This window comes from Mesorhizobium sp. ISC11, from assembly GCF_037162595.1.
GTDB lineage: Bacteria > Pseudomonadota > Alphaproteobacteria > Rhizobiales > Rhizobiaceae > Mesorhizobium > Mesorhizobium ciceri.
In genome coordinates, this window is the sequence record NZ_JAVSPW010000001.1 from 4,855,546 (window position 1) to 4,871,709 (window position 16,164).

General features: G+C 63.9%; 19 protein-coding genes. 16 read left to right on the forward strand and 3 right to left on the reverse strand.

The features are described 5' to 3' along the window. Positions 1-8 precede the first annotated feature (8 nt). Together rimM and trmD are read left to right on the forward strand one after the other, a co-directional pair. On the forward strand, positions 9-608 hold the full coding sequence (gene rimM, locus RPF88_RS23575; RefSeq protein WP_024504980.1) for a ribosome maturation factor RimM: 600 nt from the start codon (positions 9-11) through the stop codon (positions 606-608). Beyond that, a complete protein-coding gene (gene trmD, locus RPF88_RS23580) occupies positions 605-1,306 on the forward strand; it encodes a tRNA (guanosine(37)-N1)-methyltransferase TrmD (RefSeq protein ID WP_063173360.1) in 702 nt (233 codons plus the stop codon). The genes rimM and trmD overlap by 4 nt, the downstream gene beginning before the upstream one ends. Here the strand turns inward: trmD and RPF88_RS23585 are convergent. Further along, positions 1,288-2,040 (reverse strand): sulfite exporter TauE/SafE family protein, encoded by a 753-nt coding sequence (locus RPF88_RS23585; protein ID WP_027163293.1) that lies wholly within the window; start codon positions 2,038-2,040, stop codon positions 1,288-1,290. The two genes, trmD and RPF88_RS23585, sit on opposite strands and share 19 nt — an antisense overlap. A gap of 329 nt (positions 2,041-2,369) precedes the next feature. On the opposite strand from RPF88_RS23585, the gene rplS reads away from it, so the two are divergent. The 7 genes from rplS to leuC all read left to right on the forward strand — a co-directional run bounded on the left by rplS (position 2,370) and on the right by leuC (position 8,408). Beyond that, entirely contained in the window at positions 2,370-2,921 is a 552-nt protein-coding gene (gene rplS, locus RPF88_RS23590; RefSeq protein ID WP_013528861.1) for a 50S ribosomal protein L19, read from the forward strand. 154 nt (positions 2,922-3,075) lie between these two features. Next, entirely contained in the window at positions 3,076-3,489 is a 414-nt protein-coding gene (locus RPF88_RS23595) for an organic hydroperoxide resistance protein (protein WP_013528862.1), read from the forward strand. Further along, entirely contained in the window at positions 3,486-3,995 is a 510-nt protein-coding gene (locus RPF88_RS23600) for a MarR family winged helix-turn-helix transcriptional regulator (RefSeq protein ID WP_013528863.1), read from the forward strand. The genes RPF88_RS23595 and RPF88_RS23600 overlap by 4 nt, the downstream gene beginning before the upstream one ends. A gap of 177 nt (positions 3,996-4,172) precedes the next feature. Beyond that, positions 4,173-4,970, forward strand: coding sequence for a transporter substrate-binding domain-containing protein (locus tag RPF88_RS23605; protein WP_013528864.1), 798 nt, complete (start codon positions 4,173-4,175; stop codon positions 4,968-4,970). A 201-nt stretch (positions 4,971-5,171) separates the two neighbouring features. Beyond that, complete coding sequence (locus tag RPF88_RS23610; RefSeq protein WP_027163295.1) at positions 5,172-5,981, forward strand: amino acid ABC transporter permease; 810 nt, start codon at positions 5,172-5,174, stop codon at positions 5,979-5,981. A gap of 54 nt (positions 5,982-6,035) precedes the next feature. Further along, entirely contained in the window at positions 6,036-6,671 is a 636-nt protein-coding gene (locus RPF88_RS23615; protein WP_063173356.1) for a class I SAM-dependent DNA methyltransferase, read from the forward strand. Positions 6,672-6,998: 327 nt separating this feature from the next. After that, the gene (gene leuC / locus RPF88_RS23620) at positions 6,999-8,408 is read left to right on the forward strand and encodes a 3-isopropylmalate dehydratase large subunit (protein ID WP_063169533.1); all 1,410 of its coding nucleotides are present in this window, start codon (positions 6,999-7,001) and stop codon (positions 8,406-8,408) included. Positions 8,409-8,446: 38 nt separating this feature from the next. Here leuC and RPF88_RS23625 read toward each other — a convergent pair whose 3' ends face one another. Beyond that, complete coding sequence (locus tag RPF88_RS23625) at positions 8,447-8,764, reverse strand: hypothetical protein (RefSeq protein ID WP_013528869.1); 318 nt, start codon at positions 8,762-8,764, stop codon at positions 8,447-8,449. Positions 8,765-8,923: 159 nt separating this feature from the next. On the opposite strand from RPF88_RS23625, the gene RPF88_RS23630 reads away from it, so the two are divergent. Next, entirely contained in the window at positions 8,924-10,120 is a 1,197-nt protein-coding gene (locus RPF88_RS23630; protein ID WP_337123300.1) for a GGDEF domain-containing protein, read from the forward strand. Positions 10,121-10,193: 73 nt separating this feature from the next. Then, positions 10,194-11,402, forward strand: a complete 1,209-nt coding sequence (locus tag RPF88_RS23635) for a GGDEF domain-containing protein (protein WP_027163299.1) — start codon at positions 10,194-10,196, stop codon at positions 11,400-11,402. Here RPF88_RS23635 and RPF88_RS23640 read toward each other — a convergent pair. Continuing rightward, a complete protein-coding gene (locus RPF88_RS23640) occupies positions 11,386-11,748 on the reverse strand; it encodes a hypothetical protein (RefSeq protein WP_024504989.1) in 363 nt (120 codons plus the stop codon). The genes RPF88_RS23635 and RPF88_RS23640 overlap by 17 nt on opposite strands. Positions 11,749-12,009: 261 nt before the next feature. Here RPF88_RS23640 and RPF88_RS23645 point away from each other — a divergent pair, with 261 nt between their 5' ends. The 5 genes from RPF88_RS23645 to RPF88_RS23665 all read left to right on the forward strand — a co-directional run bounded on the left by RPF88_RS23645 (position 12,010) and on the right by RPF88_RS23665 (position 16,155). Further along, entirely contained in the window at positions 12,010-12,450 is a 441-nt protein-coding gene (locus RPF88_RS23645) for a hypothetical protein (RefSeq protein WP_337123301.1), read from the forward strand. Between the two features lie 261 nt (positions 12,451-12,711). Continuing rightward, positions 12,712-13,131 (forward strand): succinate dehydrogenase, cytochrome b556 subunit, encoded by a 420-nt coding sequence (gene sdhC / locus RPF88_RS23650; protein WP_013528874.1) that lies wholly within the window; start codon positions 12,712-12,714, stop codon positions 13,129-13,131. A 2-nt stretch (positions 13,132-13,133) separates the two neighbouring features. Further along, positions 13,134-13,529 carry a succinate dehydrogenase, hydrophobic membrane anchor protein gene (gene sdhD, locus RPF88_RS23655; RefSeq protein ID WP_013528875.1) on the forward strand — a complete coding sequence of 132 codons (396 nt, stop codon included), beginning with the start codon at positions 13,134-13,136 and terminating at the stop codon, positions 13,527-13,529. Between the two features lies 1 nt (position 13,530). Then, positions 13,531-15,366: a succinate dehydrogenase flavoprotein subunit gene (gene sdhA / locus RPF88_RS23660; protein ID WP_064992607.1), complete on the forward strand. Its 1,836-nt coding sequence runs from the start codon at positions 13,531-13,533 to the stop codon at positions 15,364-15,366. 9 nt (positions 15,367-15,375) lie between these two features. Next, positions 15,376-16,155, forward strand: a complete 780-nt coding sequence (locus RPF88_RS23665; RefSeq protein ID WP_013528877.1) for a succinate dehydrogenase iron-sulfur subunit — start codon at positions 15,376-15,378, stop codon at positions 16,153-16,155. Positions 16,156-16,164 lie beyond the last annotated feature (9 nt).

The window sequence follows — 16,164 nt, forward strand, 5'->3', positions numbered from 1 at the left end:
ATTTCGCCATGAGCAAGCCCCAGAACCCTGTCCAGATGGCCGTGATCGGCGCCGCCCATGGCATCAAGGGCGAATTGCGGGTGAAGACCTTCACCGGCGAGCCGCTGGCGCTGGCCGATTACGGGCCGCTCTACGCCAGGGACGGGCGCGCCTTCCAGATCGTCGACATCAGGCCCGCCAACACCGTCGTCGTGGTCCGTTTCAAGGGCATTGCCGACCGCAATGCGGCCGAGGCGCTGGCCGGCACGGAGCTGTTCGTCGACCGTTCGATGCTGCCGGACGATGGCGAGGAAGACGAATTCTACCATGCCGACCTCGTCGGCCTCGAAGTCCGCGACGACACGGGTGCCGTGCTTGGCAAGGTGGTCGCGGTGCACAATTTCGGCGGCGGCGACATTCTCGACGTGACGCTGGGCGGGCGCAAGGGCGTGCTGATCCCGTTCACACAGGCTGCCGTACCGCAAGTGTCGATCGCCGAAGGTTTCGTCCGCGTCGATCCGGCGGCGGCCGGGCTGGTCGATGACGAGGATGGCGGTGGTCCGCGTGAGGAAGACTTCGATCCGAAGGGCAGGCCGCGCGGACCGAGCGATGCCGGGGGCAACCGGTGAGTTTTTCCGCTTCGGTGCTGACGCTTTACCCCGAGATGTTTCCCGGCGCGCTCGGCCTGTCGTTGGCCGGCCGGGCGCTCGAGGCCGGGACGTGGTCGCTGGAGACGATCCAGATCCGCGACTTCGCCACCGACCGCCACCGCACCGTCGACGACACGCCCGCCGGCGGCGGCGCCGGCATGGTGATGCGCGCCGACGTGCTGGCGAAAGCCATCGACCATGCTTCGCCGGAAGGCGATGCGCGGCCCCGGCTGCTGATGAGCCCGCGCGGCAAGCCGCTGACCCAGGCGCGTGTGCGCGAGCTGGCCGCTGGGCCGGGCGCCGTCATCCTGTGCGGCCGCTTCGAAGGCGTCGACCAGCGGGTGATCGACGCGCGGGAATTGGAGGAAGTCTCCATCGGCGATTTCATTCTCTCGGGTGGTGAGCCGGCCGCCCTTGTGCTGCTCGACGCGGTGGTGCGGCTGCTGCCCGGGGTCATGGGCAACGCGATGTCGGGCGAGGAAGAGAGTTTTGAAAACGGCCTGCTCGAACATCCGCACTATACGCGGCCGCAGGAGTTCGAAGGCCGTGACATTCCCGAGGTCCTGATTTCCGGCAATCACAAGAAGATCGCCGCCTGGCGGCGGGCGGAGTCAGAAAGACTGACAGCCGAGAGGCGTCCGGACCTGCTTGCCGCTGCTCAGCCCTTGGCAAAATAATAGAAGGCCAAAAACAGGCCGACGGCGACGACGAAGCCGCGCACCGCGTTTTGCGGCACCCGCTTGGCGATCCAGACGCCGGCATAGCCGCCGAGCGCGCCGCCCGGGATCATGATGATCGCCTGCGGCCAGGCGACGACGCCGCCCGAGACGAAGACGACGATCGCGACAGCGGCGATGACCATGGCCAGCATGTTCTTCAACGCGTTCAGCCGGTGATAGTCGCCGGCCTGGGTGAGGCCGAGCGTCGCCAGCATCATCACGCCCATGCCGGCGCCGAAGAAGCCGCCATAGATGGCGGTGAGAAATTGTGCGAGCGAGCCGGCCAGCGAGCCCACCGCCGCTTCATGGCCGGGCTTTGGCACTGGTTTCAGCCAGGGGCCGGCGGCGAACAGGGCCGTCGCGGCTAGCAGCAGCCACGGCACCAGAGCGCGAAACGAGGGATTGTCGAGCGCCAAAAGGATCAGAGCGCCGGCCAGTGCACCCACGGCCGAGATCAGGCACAGCAGCAGCGCGCCGCGCCAGAAGTGCCTGATATCGGCCGAGTAGGCGAGGGTCGAGGTGATGTAGCCTGGAAATTGCGTCACCGAGGAGGTGGCGTTGGCAACAATCGGCGGCAGGCCGACCAACGTCATGGCGCCGAAGGTGATGAAGGTGCCGCCACCGGCGACCGCATTGGCGGCGCCTGACAGAAAGCCCGCTAGAAACAGCAGGATGGCATCGAAGACAGACATGAATTGCGGCCGCTCAAAACTGTGTTGTTTCAGGCTTTAGAAAGCCTGAACGACCGGCGCAACCCGGCACGGCAGGATTACGATGGTGCCATGCGAGCAGAAAATGCGCGCCCAAGGCGTGACAAAGCGGCGAAATAGCTGTATGTGCCCGCCCGTACCGGCCAGAAAGAATCTGCCGGACCCGTCAACAATGACGGTGTAGTCGCCCCTGCCTGATGTTTCAAAGACAAATGTCTTGGAGACAAAAGGCATAGCCAAGCGGTCAATGGAACTGCAAGGCGAGTGTCGGACGCTCTGACTGTCGGAAGAACAAGAAGTGGACTTTTGAGATGGATATTCTCCGTCAGCTCGAGGCCGAACAGGCCGCCAAGATCGAAGCCAAGCGCAAGCTTCCCGAATTCCAGCCCGGCGACACCGTGCGCGTCCAGGTCCGCGTGACCGAAGGCACCCGCACCCGCGTCCAGGCCTATGAGGGCGTCGTCATCGCCCGCGCCGGCGCCGGCTTCCAGGAGAACTTCACGGTTCGCAAGATTTCCTACGGCGAAGGCGTCGAGCGCGTGTTCCCGGTCTACTCGCCGATGGTTGAAGGCGTCGAGATCGTTCGCCGCGGCAAGGTGCGTCGTGCCAAGCTCTACTACCTGCGCGATCGTCGCGGCAAATCGGCCCGTATTTCGGAAAACACCGGCGTGCGCGCCCGCAAGCTGAACGATGAGGAGCGCGATGCGCTGAACGCCGAGAAGGCCCGCATCGAAGCCGAGAAGGTGGCAGCAGCCGAGGCCCTGGCCGTCGAGAAGGCCGCCCAGGACGCCGCCGAGAAGAAGGCCGCCGCCGAGGCCGAAGCAGCAGCCAAGGCCGCCGCAGAAGCGACCCCTGCCGAATAAGGTTTTCGGAACTCATTCAAAAAGGCGGCTTCGGCCGCCTTTTTTCGTTTCACCAGACTGTGAACGCTTTCAGCGCCAGACACAGGATGCGGCTGTTGACGGCGTATTACTTTGTGCACTAAATAATCGCGCACAAAGTAATTGGAGATTTGATATGGCACTCTACACCACACAGGCTCACGTCACCGGCGGCCGCGCCGGCCATGGCGAGACCAGCGACGGTCTGCTCAAGGTCGATCTGGCAATGCCCAAGGAACTCGGCGGGCCGGGGGGCGCCACCAATCCCGAGCAACTGTTCGCTATCGGCTATGCCGCCTGCTTCGAAAGCGCCATCCGCTTTGTCGCGCGCAAACAGAAGCTGTCGCTGACGGATGCCGGGGTAACCTCCACCGTCAGCCTGCTTCCCGATGGCGAAGGCTTTAAGCTCGGCGTCGCGCTCGCGGCGGAAACGAAAGGCCTTGATCAGGCGGCGGCGGAAGCGCTTGTATCGGAGGCGCACAAGATCTGCCCCTATTCCAACGCCATCAGGGGCAATGTCGACGTAGCGCTTTCGGTAAAGGCGGCATGACGGAAAAGACGACAAAGAGCACCAGGGACGTCCCGGCGGAGGCCACCGGGACGTTTCACGTTCCGCGGCTCGACCAACAGCTCTGCTTCGCGCTCTATTCGGCAAGCGGGCTGATGACGAAGCTCTACCGCCCGCTGCTCGATCCGCTTGGTCTGACCTATCCGCAATATCTGGCCATGTTGGCGCTTTGGGAACGGGCTCCAAGCACGGTCGGCGAGCTTGGCGAAGCGCTCGGGCTGGATTCGGCGACGCTGACGCCGCTGCTCAAGCGGCTGGAGGCCGGTGGCCTGGTCACACGCCGGCGCGACCCCGCCGACGAGCGCCGGGTTCTGGTCGAGCCGACAGCGAAGGGACAAGCGTTGCGTGAGCAGGCCAAAAGCGTGCCGGCGGCGATGCTTTGCAACCTGCCGCTGGATGCCGACGAGTTGAAATCCCTGCACCGCACGCTGACGCGGTTCGTCTCCGGCTTGCGCAAGGCGGATGCCGGCATCGTGAAGCGGAGCTGATCGCTGCCGCGACACCGTTCATTCCTGAATCCCGGAAATGAAGGCATCGGAATCCCTTTTCGCGCGCGCTGACGCAGCGGACCGTCTTGCATGACGCTTGCGGAAAGCTAAAGTCGGCGCCGGATTTTCCTGCAAGCCCGGCCGTGCCCGGGTCCGTCAATTTCCGGGGAGTGTGTCATGACCAAATCGAAACTGCTGCTGGCAGGCCTGCTTGCCCTCGTCCTGGTACCCGTTGCCGCCTTTGCGCAGGCGCTGCCTGACCTCGGCGGCAAAAAGGTGGTGGTTGTGACCGAAAACGCCTATCCGCCGCTGCAGTTCATCGATGCCAAGACCGGCAAGCAGATCGGCTGGGAATATGATGCGATGAACGAGATCGCCAAGCGGCTGAATTTCGCCGTCGAGTACCAGAACACATCCTGGGACGCGATGATCCAGGCGGTTTCCGACAACCAGTACAACATCGGCATGACCGGCATCACCATCAAGGACGACCGCAAGGAGAAGGTCGATTTCTCCGACCCCTATATGCGCTCGGAACAGTTCATGCTGGTGCGCGGCGATGAAAGCCGTTTCACCGACGCCAAGACCTTCGGGGCCTTCAAGGATGGGCTGATCGGCGCGCAGGCCGGTACCACGCCCTTCTACACCGCCGTCTACAGCGTGCTCGACGGCAATGAGCAGAACCCGCGCATCAAGCTGTTCGAGACCTTCGGCGCCACGGTGCAGGCACTGAAATCCGGCGACGTTGACGTCGTCTTGACCGACGGCACCGCGGGGAAGGGCTATGTCGACGCCTCCGAGGGCAAGCTGAAGCTGATCGGCGGACCGCTCGGCACCGAGGATTTCGGCTTCATCTTCCCGAAGGGTTCCGACCTGGTGAAGCCGGTCAATGCGGCGATTGCGGCGTTGAAGGCGGACGGGACGTTCGATGCGCTGAACAAGAAGTGGTTTCTTGATTACAAGATGGGGCAGTGATTTCGCACTGACTTCGCGCTTGAACGCCCCCCTCTGCCCTGCCGGGCATCTCCCCCTCAAGAGGGGAGATTGGCTGTTTTTTCCGCTTTCGCCAATCACCAAAGTTGTAAAAAGAGTGCCGTCGACGAAGCTGCCAATCTCCCCTCTTGAGGGGGAGATGGCCGGCAGGCCAGAGGGGGCTGCCTTGGCGCAATCCTTTTGATGCCTCCCGCCTCTTCCTCCAAAGCCGACTTCCCCTGGTGGCTCGTCGTGGCCGTGACCATCGCGATCGCGGTGGCCGTCTTCGTCGCCACCAGCAATCTCTATGCCCAGGTGTTCGCCACGGTCGCCAAGGGTATCGGCGTCACCATCTTCGTCACCGTGATCGCCTTCGTGCTGGCGTCGGCCATCGGTCTCGGCATCGCGCTGATGGGAATGTCGGGTTCGCGCTGGCTGCGCCAGATCGCGCGCTTCTATGTCGAGATCATCCGCGGCGTGCCGATCCTGGTGCTGTTGTTCTGGATCGCCTTTGCCGGCGCGCCGGCCTTCGTCGCGGCCTGGAACGCGCTGACCGCGCCGCTGCAAAGCGCCGGCCTGTTCGGCGAGCTTTTGGTGCGCGACGTGTCGCTGTTGTGGCGCGCCATCATGGCGCTGACCATCGGCTATTCGGCTTTCATCTCGGAGGTTTTCCGGGCCGGCATCCAGGCGGTGGAGAAGGGCCAGATCGAGGCGGCGAAGGCGCTCGGGCTGACCCGCGCGCAGCGTTTCCGGCTGATCGTGTTCCCACAGGCGATCCGCACCATCCTGCCGCCGCTCGGCAATGATTTCGTCGCACTGGTCAAGGATTCCTCGCTGGTCTCGGTGCTCGGCGTTGCCGACATCACGCAGATGGGCAAGGTCTACGCCGCCGGCTCGTTCCGTTTCTTCGAGACCTATTCGATAACAGCCTACATCTATCTCATCCTGACCGTCGGCCTGTCGCTGGCGCTCAGGGCGCTGGAACGGCGGCTGCGCCGCCAGCACGAGGAATAGTCTTTCGGCCAAGGCAGCGCTACGATCCCCGAGCATTCCCGTTGAGGAGGTCCCATGATCGTCGACAAAGCCAATGCGGCGCTGGATTCCGTGTATACGGCCGACACGCCGGAAGCGCTTGAAGAGGCCTATGCCGCATGGGCCGCGACCTATGACAGCGAGACCGCCTCGCTCGGCTACCTCCTGCCTTTCCTGATCACCGCCTGGGTGGCGCGCCATGTGCCGGCGGGCGATGGCCCGTTGCTCGATGCCGGCTGCGGCACCGGCCTGTCGGGACCGTCGCTGAATGCGCTCGGCTACCGCGACATTGCGGGGCTCGACCTCTCGGACGATATGCTGAAGATCGCCGGCAGCCGCAATGCCTACAGCGAACTGAAGCAGGCAATGCTGGGCGGTCCGCTGCCGTGGCCGGACGGGTATTTCCGCGCCTTCTTCTCGACAGGCGTGTTCACCATCAGCCATGCGCCGGCGACAGGCCTGCACGAACTGGTGCGCATCACCCGCAAGGGCGGCCATGCGATCTTCACCGTGCGCGACCGGGTGTTCGAGAGCGGCGGCTTCCAGGCGGTGTTCGATGAGTTGGAGCAGACTGGGAAATGGCGGCCGGTCGAGGAAAGCCCGTGGTTCCGCTGCTATGCGATCGCCGAGCCGGATGCGCTGGTGAAGACGTTCGTGTTTGAAGTGATCTGAGCGGCGCGTTCTCCGATCTTGGCTTCCTTCCTCTCCCCCTGAAGGTGTGGAAGTGAGGACGAGGAACCCGAGTTCTGCGAAGGCAGCTTCCAATTGCCGAAAACCCAAAACATTGATATGAGCCACGCCATGGAAGAGCTTTTTGGCGATCCGGCCTACAAGGGGTTCGTGCTGCAGGACAGAAAACGCCTGCCGTCGCGCTTCTCCGCGCGCGTGTCCGGGGCGCTGACCAGCCGACTACCCTAGGCCGACCCATCGGGGTCGTTTCGCCGGGCCGGAGGTCCGGCACCTGCTCTTTCCCATTCTCATATCGACGGATTTACGCACATGAGCGCACCGCGCACCCTCTACGACAAGATTTTCGACGACCATGTCGTTGATCGCCAGGAAGACGGCACCTGCCTGCTCTACATCGACCGCCACCTGGTCCATGAAGTGACCAGTCCGCAGGCCTTCGAAGGCCTGCGCATGACCGGCCGTAAAGTCCGGCATCCGGAAAAGACGCTGGCCGTGGTCGATCACAATGTCTCGACTTCGCCCGAGCGCAAGTTCGGCATCAAGAACGAGGAAAGCCGCATCCAGGTCGAGGCGCTGGCCAAGAACGCCAGGGATTTCGGCGTCGAATATTATTCCGAGAACGATATCCGCCAGGGCATCGTCCACATCATCGGTCCGGAGCAGGGCTTTACACTGCCCGGCATGACCATCGTCTGCGGCGACAGCCACACCTCGACGCACGGCGCTTTCGGCGCGCTGGCGCATGGCATCGGCACATCCGAGGTCGAGCATGTTCTGGCGACGCAGACGCTGATCCAGCGCAAGGCCAAGAACATGCTGGTGCGTGTCGACGGCCAATTGCCGGAAGGTGTCACCGCCAAGGACATCATCCTGGCCATCATCGGCGAGATCGGCACTGCCGGTGGCACCGGCTATGTCATCGAATATGCCGGCGAGGCGATCCGTGCGCTGTCGATGGAGGGCCGCATGACGATCTGCAACATGTCGATCGAAGGCGGCGCGCGCGCCGGCCTGATCGCCGCGGACGAGACGACCTTCGCCTATGTCAAGGACAAGCCGCGCGCGCCGAAGGGCGCTGCCTGGGATGCGGCACTCGAATACTGGAAGACGCTACAGTCCGACGAGGGCGCGCATTTCGACAAGGTGATCGTGCTCGACGCGGCCAAGCTGCCGCCGATCGTCTCCTGGGGCTCCTCGCCCGAGGACGTCGTGTCGGTGCAAGGCATCGTGCCGAACCCGGACGACATCACCGATGAGAACAAGCGCACCTCCAAGCAGCGCGCGCTCGACTATATGGGTCTGACGCCGGGCACCAGGATCACCGACATCACGCTCGACCGCGTCTTCATCGGTTCCTGCACCAATGGCCGCATCGAGGATCTGCGCGCCGTCGCCAAGGTGGTCGAAGGCAAGACGGTCAGCCCGCATGTCGATGCGATGATCGTGCCGGGCTCCGGCCTGGTCAAGGAACAGGCGGAAGCCGAAGGCCTCGACAAGATCTTTGTCGCCGCCGGTTTCGATTGGCGCGAGCCGGGCTGCTCGATGTGCCTGGCCATGAACGACGACCGGCTGAAGCCGCATGAACGCTGCGCCTCGACTTCGAACCGCAATTTCGAGGGCCGGCAAGGCTTCAAGGGCCGCACCCATCTGGTGTCGCCGGCGATGGCGGCCGCGGCGGCGATCGCCGGCCACTTCGTCGACATCCGCGAGTGGAAGTAGTCCAGACTTGAACGGACCCGAGCCGCACCCGGCTCGGGTCAACGCTTCCCGTCGCGGCGGACGAGTTCGTGGAACTCCTCGCGGCGTCCGGGCTGTTCGGCCGCGACCACAAGCGCAAGCTGTTGTTCTTCGAAGAGCTTGAACCATTCGTCCCATTCGACGAGTTCATAGCCCCCCGCATTGAGCGGCCGTTCAGGCTGGTCCTGATCCTGATAGGCGTGCTGGCCGAAGACCAGCCTCAACATGGGCTGCGTCCCCGCTTCGGGCGAGATGTCGACGATTGCGGGAAAGCCGGCGCGCCCGGCAGCCCACGAGCGGATCGCATCGTGGTCGGTCAGTGTGATTGTGTCGGCCATCGGTCGCTCCAGATTGTCAACGAAGGAACGCTGACCGGAGACGGCGGTTCCCTGACATTATTTTGAGATGGCGGTCCTGCTTGCGGCGAGGCTTAACCGCTTGTTTGGGCTTGCCCTCTAAGCTCTTCCCCGACGTAAGCGAGGGGAAGTCATAGTCGTTTGGACACGGGTCTGCTCATAGCGCTGCTCAACCCGACGATCGCGCTGGCGCTCGGCGCGGCGTTCCTCGTGCTATGGTCCTATCAGCGCCACCGCCCCTATCTGGCCGTGCTGGCGCTCAGCTACAGTCTCTCGGCGGTGGGCTTCCTGCTTCAGTATTTCACCTTGCCGATTGGCATGCCGCTGACCAAGCTGGTGTCGAACATCTGCTTCAGCATCGCCGGCTGCTGCCTGGCCGGCGCCATCGTCCACCGCTATGGCCGCAAGGTGCCCTATGTGGGGATCGGCGCGCTGGCCTGCGGGGGACTGGCGTCGTTCTGCTGGTCCCTGTTCATCGCGCCGGATCTCACCTGGCGCATCCTGGCGATGAACTTCGCTTTCGGCGGTATCAGCCTTCTGGTTGCCGCCGAACTGCGCCCGGTGCGCAACAACGGCCCGACCGAGAAAATCCTGTTCGTGCTGTCGCTGCTGTCGGGCGTCAACTTCTTCGTGCGCACCCTTATCGTCGTCATCGCGCACGGGCCCTTCACGAGCTATGACGGGTTCTATGGCTCGTCCTACTGGACGACGGCGCTGCTGTCGCACGCGCTGCTCTCGCTGCTTATCGCGCTGTGCCTGTTTTCCGCCGCGGCACTCGACGTGTTGAAGGCGTTGAAGACCGAGACCTTTACCGACCCTCTGTCGGGCCTGCTCAACCGGCGTGGCTTCGAGGAGCGCGGCATGCTGCTCTTGCGGCACTGCGCCTCGGCGCGGTTCCCGGTCGCGCTGGTGCTGGCCGACCTCGACCATTTCAAGGCGCTCAACGATGTGCATGGGCATGGGGCGGGCGATCGCGTGATTGCCGATTTCGCCGCCAAGCTTCGGTCGGCGGCCGGCGCGCGCGGTGTTGCCGGGCGTATCGGCGGCGAGGAATTCGCCGTGCTGCTGCCACTCAGCGATCTTGCCGCGGCACGGCTGTTCGCCGAAGCGGTGCGCACGGTCTATTCGGCCGGCCATGTCGACGGGCTTCCCCAGGGAACGAAGGTGACGGCAAGCTTCGGCGTGGCGGCCCGCAGCGGTGACGAGGCGCTGGAGCCGCTGATGCGCCGTGCCGACGATGCGCTCTACAAGGCCAAGAAGAACGGCCGCGACAGTGTACGCCTGTCCTATGAGCGACCGGAAACGGCGTTCCTGCCGGAGCCGCTCAAGACCGGCTGAATCCTGCCCGGCCAGGACGTTAACGTCTTCTTCGCCCGTCGATGATTAGCTGTCGGCGCGGGTGCGGGAGAACATGAGCGGCGCCAACTTCATCCTGTTGATCAATCTGTCGGTTGCCGGCCTGCTGGCGGCCTGCTTCATGGCGGTCGCCTTCCACGATGTCGGCCGGGCGCCGGCGCGCTGGCTGGCATTTGGCTATCTGCTGGGCATGGCCTATTCGGCCATCGAATTCTCCATTCCCGCTTTTGCCGACGCGCGGCTCCCGGTCGTTGCCGCCTTCGCGGTCTTCCTTGCCGCCACCATTGCGTTCAATGGCGGGCTTGCCCGCAAATACGGCGTGGCACCGCCCTGGAAGGCGATGCTGTTTTTCCTGTTGGCCACCACCATAGCTGTGTATTTCGTACAGGACCTGCCCCGCCAGTCGCTGATCCGCATCATGGCCTATCAGCTTCCCTATGCGGTCATGCAGTTCATCGGGCTGGCCATCGTCTGGTCATCGAGGCAAAAGCTTGCCCGTCTCGATCGCATATTGATGGCCGTGCTGGCGGCGAGCGGCCTGCAGTTTGCCTCCAAGCCATTCATCGCCCATGCGCTCGGCGGCTGGGGCGCCAATCCGCAAGCCTATCTGCAAAGCAACTACGCGCTGGTGTCGCAATCGCTCGGCACTGTCTTTGCGCTGGCGCTGGCGCTGCTGATGCTGGCCATCCTGGTTCGCGACGTGCTTGCCGAAGTGACGTCGAAGTCGGAGACGGACACGCTTTCGCGCCTGCTCAATCGCGGCGGCTTCACCCGCCATGCCGAACTGGCGGTGCTTGGCGCCCTGCGGCAAGGCGTGCCGGTCGCGCTGGTCATAGCCGATCTCGATCATTTCAAGAGCGTCAACGACAGCTTCGGCCATGCGTCCGGCGACCGGGTGATCGAGACTTTTGCAGGCTTCCTGCGTGAAGCCGCCGCCGCGCATCACGTTGCCGGCCGCATTGGCGGCGAGGAGTTCGCCATCATCCTGCCGGGAACCAACCTTGCCGCGGCGCGGCTGTTCGCCGAGGGAACGCGCAGCGCCTTCGGCGCGCTGCCCATAGACGGACTGCCGGCTGACAACCGCTGCACCGCGAGCTTCGGCGTCGCCGAACTCCATGCGAGCGAAGACTTTGCCGATCTGATGCGGCGGGCCGACCAGGCGCTCTATCAGGCGAAGAATGCCGGGCGCGATTGCGTGCGCGTCTCCGTCGGGCCTGCCGGCAACTGGTCGTCAGCCGGAACGGAAGCTAGCGGCAGGGGCTGAGTTCGGGCATCTCGCCGTCGGAGAGGCCGTACATATAGGAGCGGCCCTTCACCAGCACCGGCGGCCGGTAGCAATCGCTATAACCGCCGATTTCGTCGGCTTCGTTCTCGTAGATCACCTTGGGCTGGCCGGCGCTGGTGTAGTCGGAGAGCTGCTTGGCCAGCCTGCCTTGGCCGACGATGATGCGCTTGTAGCCGGCGGCGCTGTCGACGACGAGGTTGCCGAAGGAATCGGCGTAGACGCGATCCTGATGCCGTGCGCCGGCAAGCGCTGGCGCTGCAAGGCCGGCGACCGAGGCTGCTACGACGAGCGCCGCAAGGCGCGATTTGCCCGAATTCGAACGCATGGCGTCCTCCGTGTCTTGAGGGAAAGCCTCCTCGAATCAGAAATTAACGGTTTCTTAACCTTTGTTAAGAGGCCGGCGCGTTTGGCGGCGATGTCTCGGTAAACATGGTTAATATCCGTTAATATCCGACTAGATGGAAAACCCGGTGGCCATCATTCGGCCATGCTTGGCCGCACCATCGCGGCGGCGTCCGCCTTGGCGTCGGGACGATCGTGATCTGGACAAAGCATCGTGGCCGCTTGCCGCGCGGGAGGACAGCATATGGCGCTACGCCGGCCGATTTGGGTGTCCGTTTTCCCGTTGCTCGGTGTCGTCGCTGCCTGTGTGCCGCAAGACAGCGCGCCGAAGGCAGCCAATACCGTCGTCGTCTCACCTGCGCCGGCCCAGCAGTCCGTCGCAGCCGCGGTGCCTCCGGCAGCTGCAACCAAGATTATCACCGACCTTACCGCGCCGCGACCAGGCACAGGCACAGGCACAGGCACAGGCACCTATAGATGCGGCAACAACGGTATGATTTCCATCCAAAATCTAGGCACGTCGTTGCGTGTGGTCGGGTCCGACGGCGCGACCGAGGAGTTTGCGGCGTCGCCTGCCAACCAGAGCAGCCGCTACCAGGCGGCCACGCATGACGCAATCGTGATCGACGGGCGCGAGGCGCTGGTGATGAAGAAGGGGTCGACGCCGCAGACCTGCAAACGCTGACGCCAGTCTCACCACCGCTGGGCCCTGGGGCCAGATATGTTGCACTGCAGCGATATCGAGCCGGCTTCAGGCCTTCCCGGCCTAATCGATTGAAGCCAAAGCCCGCCTTTTAGTCAGACTAAATTACGTTTTCGAAACGGTTTTCTGGCTTTGACGCGGTGCAAAAAGAGCATTAGAAACCGGCTGTCCGAAGTCGCAACCGGAAGCGGCAATGCCGCATTTCCACCTGAGGCTCCAGAGAGACGCCGAACTGGGGGAGCCATGAGCAAATCACCAGCCACCCGCGAATTTGCCAGACGTGAACGGCCGATTTCGCCGCACCTCACCGTGTACCGGCCGCCGATCACCATGACGATGTCGATCATTCACCGCATCACCGGCGGCGCGCTGTATTTCGGCACGCTGCTGGTCGCCCTGTGGCTGATGGCGGCGGCAAGCTCGCAGGCGACCTTCGATTGGGCCAATTGGGCCTTCGGCACCTGGCTCGGCCGGATCATCCTGTTCGGCTACACCTGGGCGCTGATGCATCATATGCTGGGCGGCGTACGGCACCTCATCTGGGACACGGGCGCGGGCCTGGAAAAGCATACCGCCTCGAAGATCGCCTGGGCGACGCTGGCCGGCTCGATCCTGCTCACGCTGCTGATATGGATCGCCGGCACCATGGCACGGGGAGCTTGATCATGAGCGGCAAAAACACCGACATGCGCACGCCGCTGGCGAGGGTCCGCGGCCTCGGCTCCGCCCGCGAGGGCACCGGGCATTTCTGGCGCCAGCGCCTGACCGCGATCGCCAACATCCCGCTGATCCTGTTCTTCGTCGGTTTCCTGATCGCGCTCAACGGCGCCGACCACGAGCATGTGCGGGCAGCCCTTGCCAACCCGTTCGTGGCGCTGGTGATGGCCCTGGTGCTCATCTCCGGTCTCACCCATATGCGGATCGGCATGCAGGTGATCATTGAGGATTACGTGCATGGCGAAGGCATGAAGCTGGCGCTGATTGCGCTCAATACATTTTTCACCATAGCGGTCGGCGTCGCCTCGATCTTCGCCCTGCTCAAGCTGGCATTCGGAGGCTGAGTTGGCCAAGGACGCGAAACAAGCCAACACGGCAGGCTATACCTTTGTCGACCACAAGTTCGACGTGGTGGTCGTTGGCGCCGGCGGCGCCGGCCTGCGCGCCACGCTCGGCATGGCCGAACAGGGGCTGCGCACCGCCTGCATCAGCAAGGTGTTCCCGACCCGCTCGCACACGGTGGCGGCGCAAGGCGGCATTGCCGCCTCGCTGTCCAACATGGGTCCCGATTCCTGGCAATGGCACATGTACGACACCGTCAAGGGCTCGGACTGGCTGGGCGATGTCGACGCCATGGAATATCTGGTGCGCGAGGCGCCGGCCGCGGTCTACGAGCTCGAACATTACGGCGTGCCGTTTTCGCGCACCGAAGAGGGCAAGATCTACCAGCGGCCGTTCGGCGGCCACATGATGAACTATGGCGAAGGTCCCCCGGTGCAGCGCACCTGTGCCGCCGCCGACCGCACCGGGCATGCCATCCTGCACACGCTTTACGGCCAGTCGCTGAAGAACAATGCGCAGTTCTTCATCGAGTATTTCGCGCTCGACCTGATCATGGAGCCGGACGGCACCTGCACCGGTGTCGTCGCCTGGAACCTGGATGACGGCACCATCCACCGCTTCTCGGCCAAGATGGTGGTGCTGGCGACCGGCGGCTATGGCCGCGCCTATTTCTCGGCCACCTCGGCGCACACCTGCACCGGCGACGGCGGCGGCATGGCCGCGCGTGCCGGCTTTCCGCTGCAGGACATGGAGTTCGTGCAATTCCACCCGACCGGCATCTATGGCGCCGGCTGCCTGATCACCGAGGGTGCGCGCGGCGAGGGCGGCTATCTCGTCAATTCCGAGGGCGAGCGCTTCATGGAGCGCTATGCGCCGTCAGCCAAGGACCTTGCCTCGCGCGACGTCGTCTCGCGCTGCATGACGCTGGAGATCCGCGAAGGCCGCGGCGTCGGCAAGAACAAGGACCACATCTTCCTGCATCTCGACCATCTCGATCCCGCCGTCCTGCATGAGCGGCTGCCGGGGATTTCGGAATCGGCCAAGATCTTTGCCGGTGTCGACCTGACCAAGGAGCCGATCCCGGTGCTGCCCACGGTCCACTACAATATGGGCGGCGTGCCGACCAATTACTGGGGCGAGGTGCTCAACCCGACGGCGCTCAATCCAGACCAGGTGTCGCCCGGATTGATGGCTGTCGGCGAAGCCGGCTGCGCCTCCGTGCACGGCGCCAATAGGCTCGGTTCGAATTCGCTGATCGATCTTGTGGTGTTCGGTCGCGCGGCGGCGATCCGCGCCGGCCAGGTCATCGACCGCAAGTCGGCGATCCCTTCGCCCAACGAAGCCTCGGTCGAAAAGATCATGGACCGCTTCGACAGGCTGCGCCACGCCAACGGCTCGACGCCGACGGCGGTGCTGCGTGAAAAGATGCAGAAGGCGATGCAGGAAGACGCGGCCGTATTCCGCACGCAGGAGTCGCTCGAAAACGGCTGTAAGCGCATTTCGCAGATCTGGGGCGAGTTGAAGGACATCAAAGTGTCCGACCGCTCGATGATCTGGAACTCCGATCTGGTCGAAACGCTGGAGCTGGAAAACCTGATGGCCAATGCCATCACCACGGTCTACAGCGCCGAGGCGCGCAAGGAGAGCCGTGGCGCGCACGCACGCGAGGACTTTTCGGCGCGCGACGACGCGGTCTGGCGCAAGCATACGCTGGCCAGGCTGAGCGAAGACGGCAAGGTGGCACTCTCCTACCGGCCGGTACACACCGAGCCGCAGCTGGCTGAAAAGGACGGCGGCATCAGCCTCGCCAAGATCGCGCCCAAGGCCAGAGTGTATTGAGGATCGAACATGGTTGAACTCACGCTCCCCAAGAATTCGCAGATCAAGCCGGGCAAGACCTGGCCGAAGCCGGAGGGCGCCACCAATCTGCGGGAATACCGCATCTATCGCTGGTCGCCGGACGACGACGAGAACCCGCGCATCGACACCTATTTCGTCGACATGGACGATTGCGGGCCGATGGTGCTCGACGCGCTGCTGTGGATCAAGAACAAGATCGACCCGACGCTGACCTTGCGGCGTTCCTGCCGCGAAGGCATTTGCGGCTCCTGCGCCATGAACATCGACGGTTCCAACACGCTCGCCTGTACCAAGGGCTGCGACGACATTTCCGGCGCGGTAAAAGTCTACCCGCTGCCGCATATGCAGGTGGTCAAGGACCTGGTGCCCGACCTCACCAATTTCTACGCCCAGCACGCGTCGATCCAGCCCTGGCTGAAGACGGTGTCGCCGGAGCCGGCCAAGGAGTGGCTGCAAAGCCATGAGGATCGCGAGAAGCTCGACGGGCTCTATGAATGCATATTGTGCGCCTGCTGCTCGACCTCGTGCCCGAGCTATTGGTGGAACGGCGACCGCTATCTCGGCCCGGCAACGCTTCTGCAGGCCTATCGCTGGCTGATCGATAGCCGCGACGAGGCCACCGGCGAGCGGCTCGACAATCTCGAAGACCCGTTCCGGCTCTATCGCTGCCACACCATCATGAACTGCGCGCAGACCTGCCCCAAAGGCCTCAACCCGGCCAAGGCGATCGCGGAGATCAAGAAGATGATGGTGGAGAGAAGGGTTTAGGCGGTTGGT

Excerpts from the sequence above, each read along its gene's own strand:
- rimM (WP_024504980.1), top strand. The coding sequence starts at position 9 with ATGAGCAAGCCCCAGAACCCTGTCCAGATGGCCGTGATCGGCGCCGCC.
- RPF88_RS23585 (WP_027163293.1), bottom strand. The coding sequence starts at position 2,040 with ATGTCTGTCTTCGATGCCATCCTGCTGTTTCTAGCGGGCTTTCTGTCA.
- rplS (WP_013528861.1), top strand. The coding sequence starts at position 2,370 with ATGGATATTCTCCGTCAGCTCGAGGCCGAACAGGCCGCCAAGATCGAA.
- RPF88_RS23595 (WP_013528862.1), top strand. The coding sequence starts at position 3,076 with ATGGCACTCTACACCACACAGGCTCACGTCACCGGCGGCCGCGCCGGC.
- RPF88_RS23600 (WP_013528863.1), top strand. The coding sequence starts at position 3,486 with ATGACGGAAAAGACGACAAAGAGCACCAGGGACGTCCCGGCGGAGGCC.
- RPF88_RS23605 (WP_013528864.1), top strand. The coding sequence starts at position 4,173 with ATGACCAAATCGAAACTGCTGCTGGCAGGCCTGCTTGCCCTCGTCCTG.
- RPF88_RS23610 (WP_027163295.1), top strand. The coding sequence starts at position 5,172 with ATGCCTCCCGCCTCTTCCTCCAAAGCCGACTTCCCCTGGTGGCTCGTC.
- RPF88_RS23615 (WP_063173356.1), top strand. The coding sequence starts at position 6,036 with ATGATCGTCGACAAAGCCAATGCGGCGCTGGATTCCGTGTATACGGCC.
- leuC (WP_063169533.1), top strand. The coding sequence starts at position 6,999 with ATGAGCGCACCGCGCACCCTCTACGACAAGATTTTCGACGACCATGTC.
- RPF88_RS23625 (WP_013528869.1), bottom strand. The coding sequence starts at position 8,764 with ATGGCCGACACAATCACACTGACCGACCACGATGCGATCCGCTCGTGG.
- RPF88_RS23635 (WP_027163299.1), top strand. The coding sequence starts at position 10,194 with ATGAGCGGCGCCAACTTCATCCTGTTGATCAATCTGTCGGTTGCCGGC.
- RPF88_RS23640 (WP_024504989.1), bottom strand. The coding sequence starts at position 11,748 with ATGCGTTCGAATTCGGGCAAATCGCGCCTTGCGGCGCTCGTCGTAGCA.
- RPF88_RS23645 (WP_337123301.1), top strand. The coding sequence starts at position 12,010 with ATGGCGCTACGCCGGCCGATTTGGGTGTCCGTTTTCCCGTTGCTCGGT.
- sdhC (WP_013528874.1), top strand. The coding sequence starts at position 12,712 with ATGAGCAAATCACCAGCCACCCGCGAATTTGCCAGACGTGAACGGCCG.
- sdhD (WP_013528875.1), top strand. The coding sequence starts at position 13,134 with ATGAGCGGCAAAAACACCGACATGCGCACGCCGCTGGCGAGGGTCCGC.
- RPF88_RS23665 (WP_013528877.1), top strand. The coding sequence starts at position 15,376 with ATGGTTGAACTCACGCTCCCCAAGAATTCGCAGATCAAGCCGGGCAAG.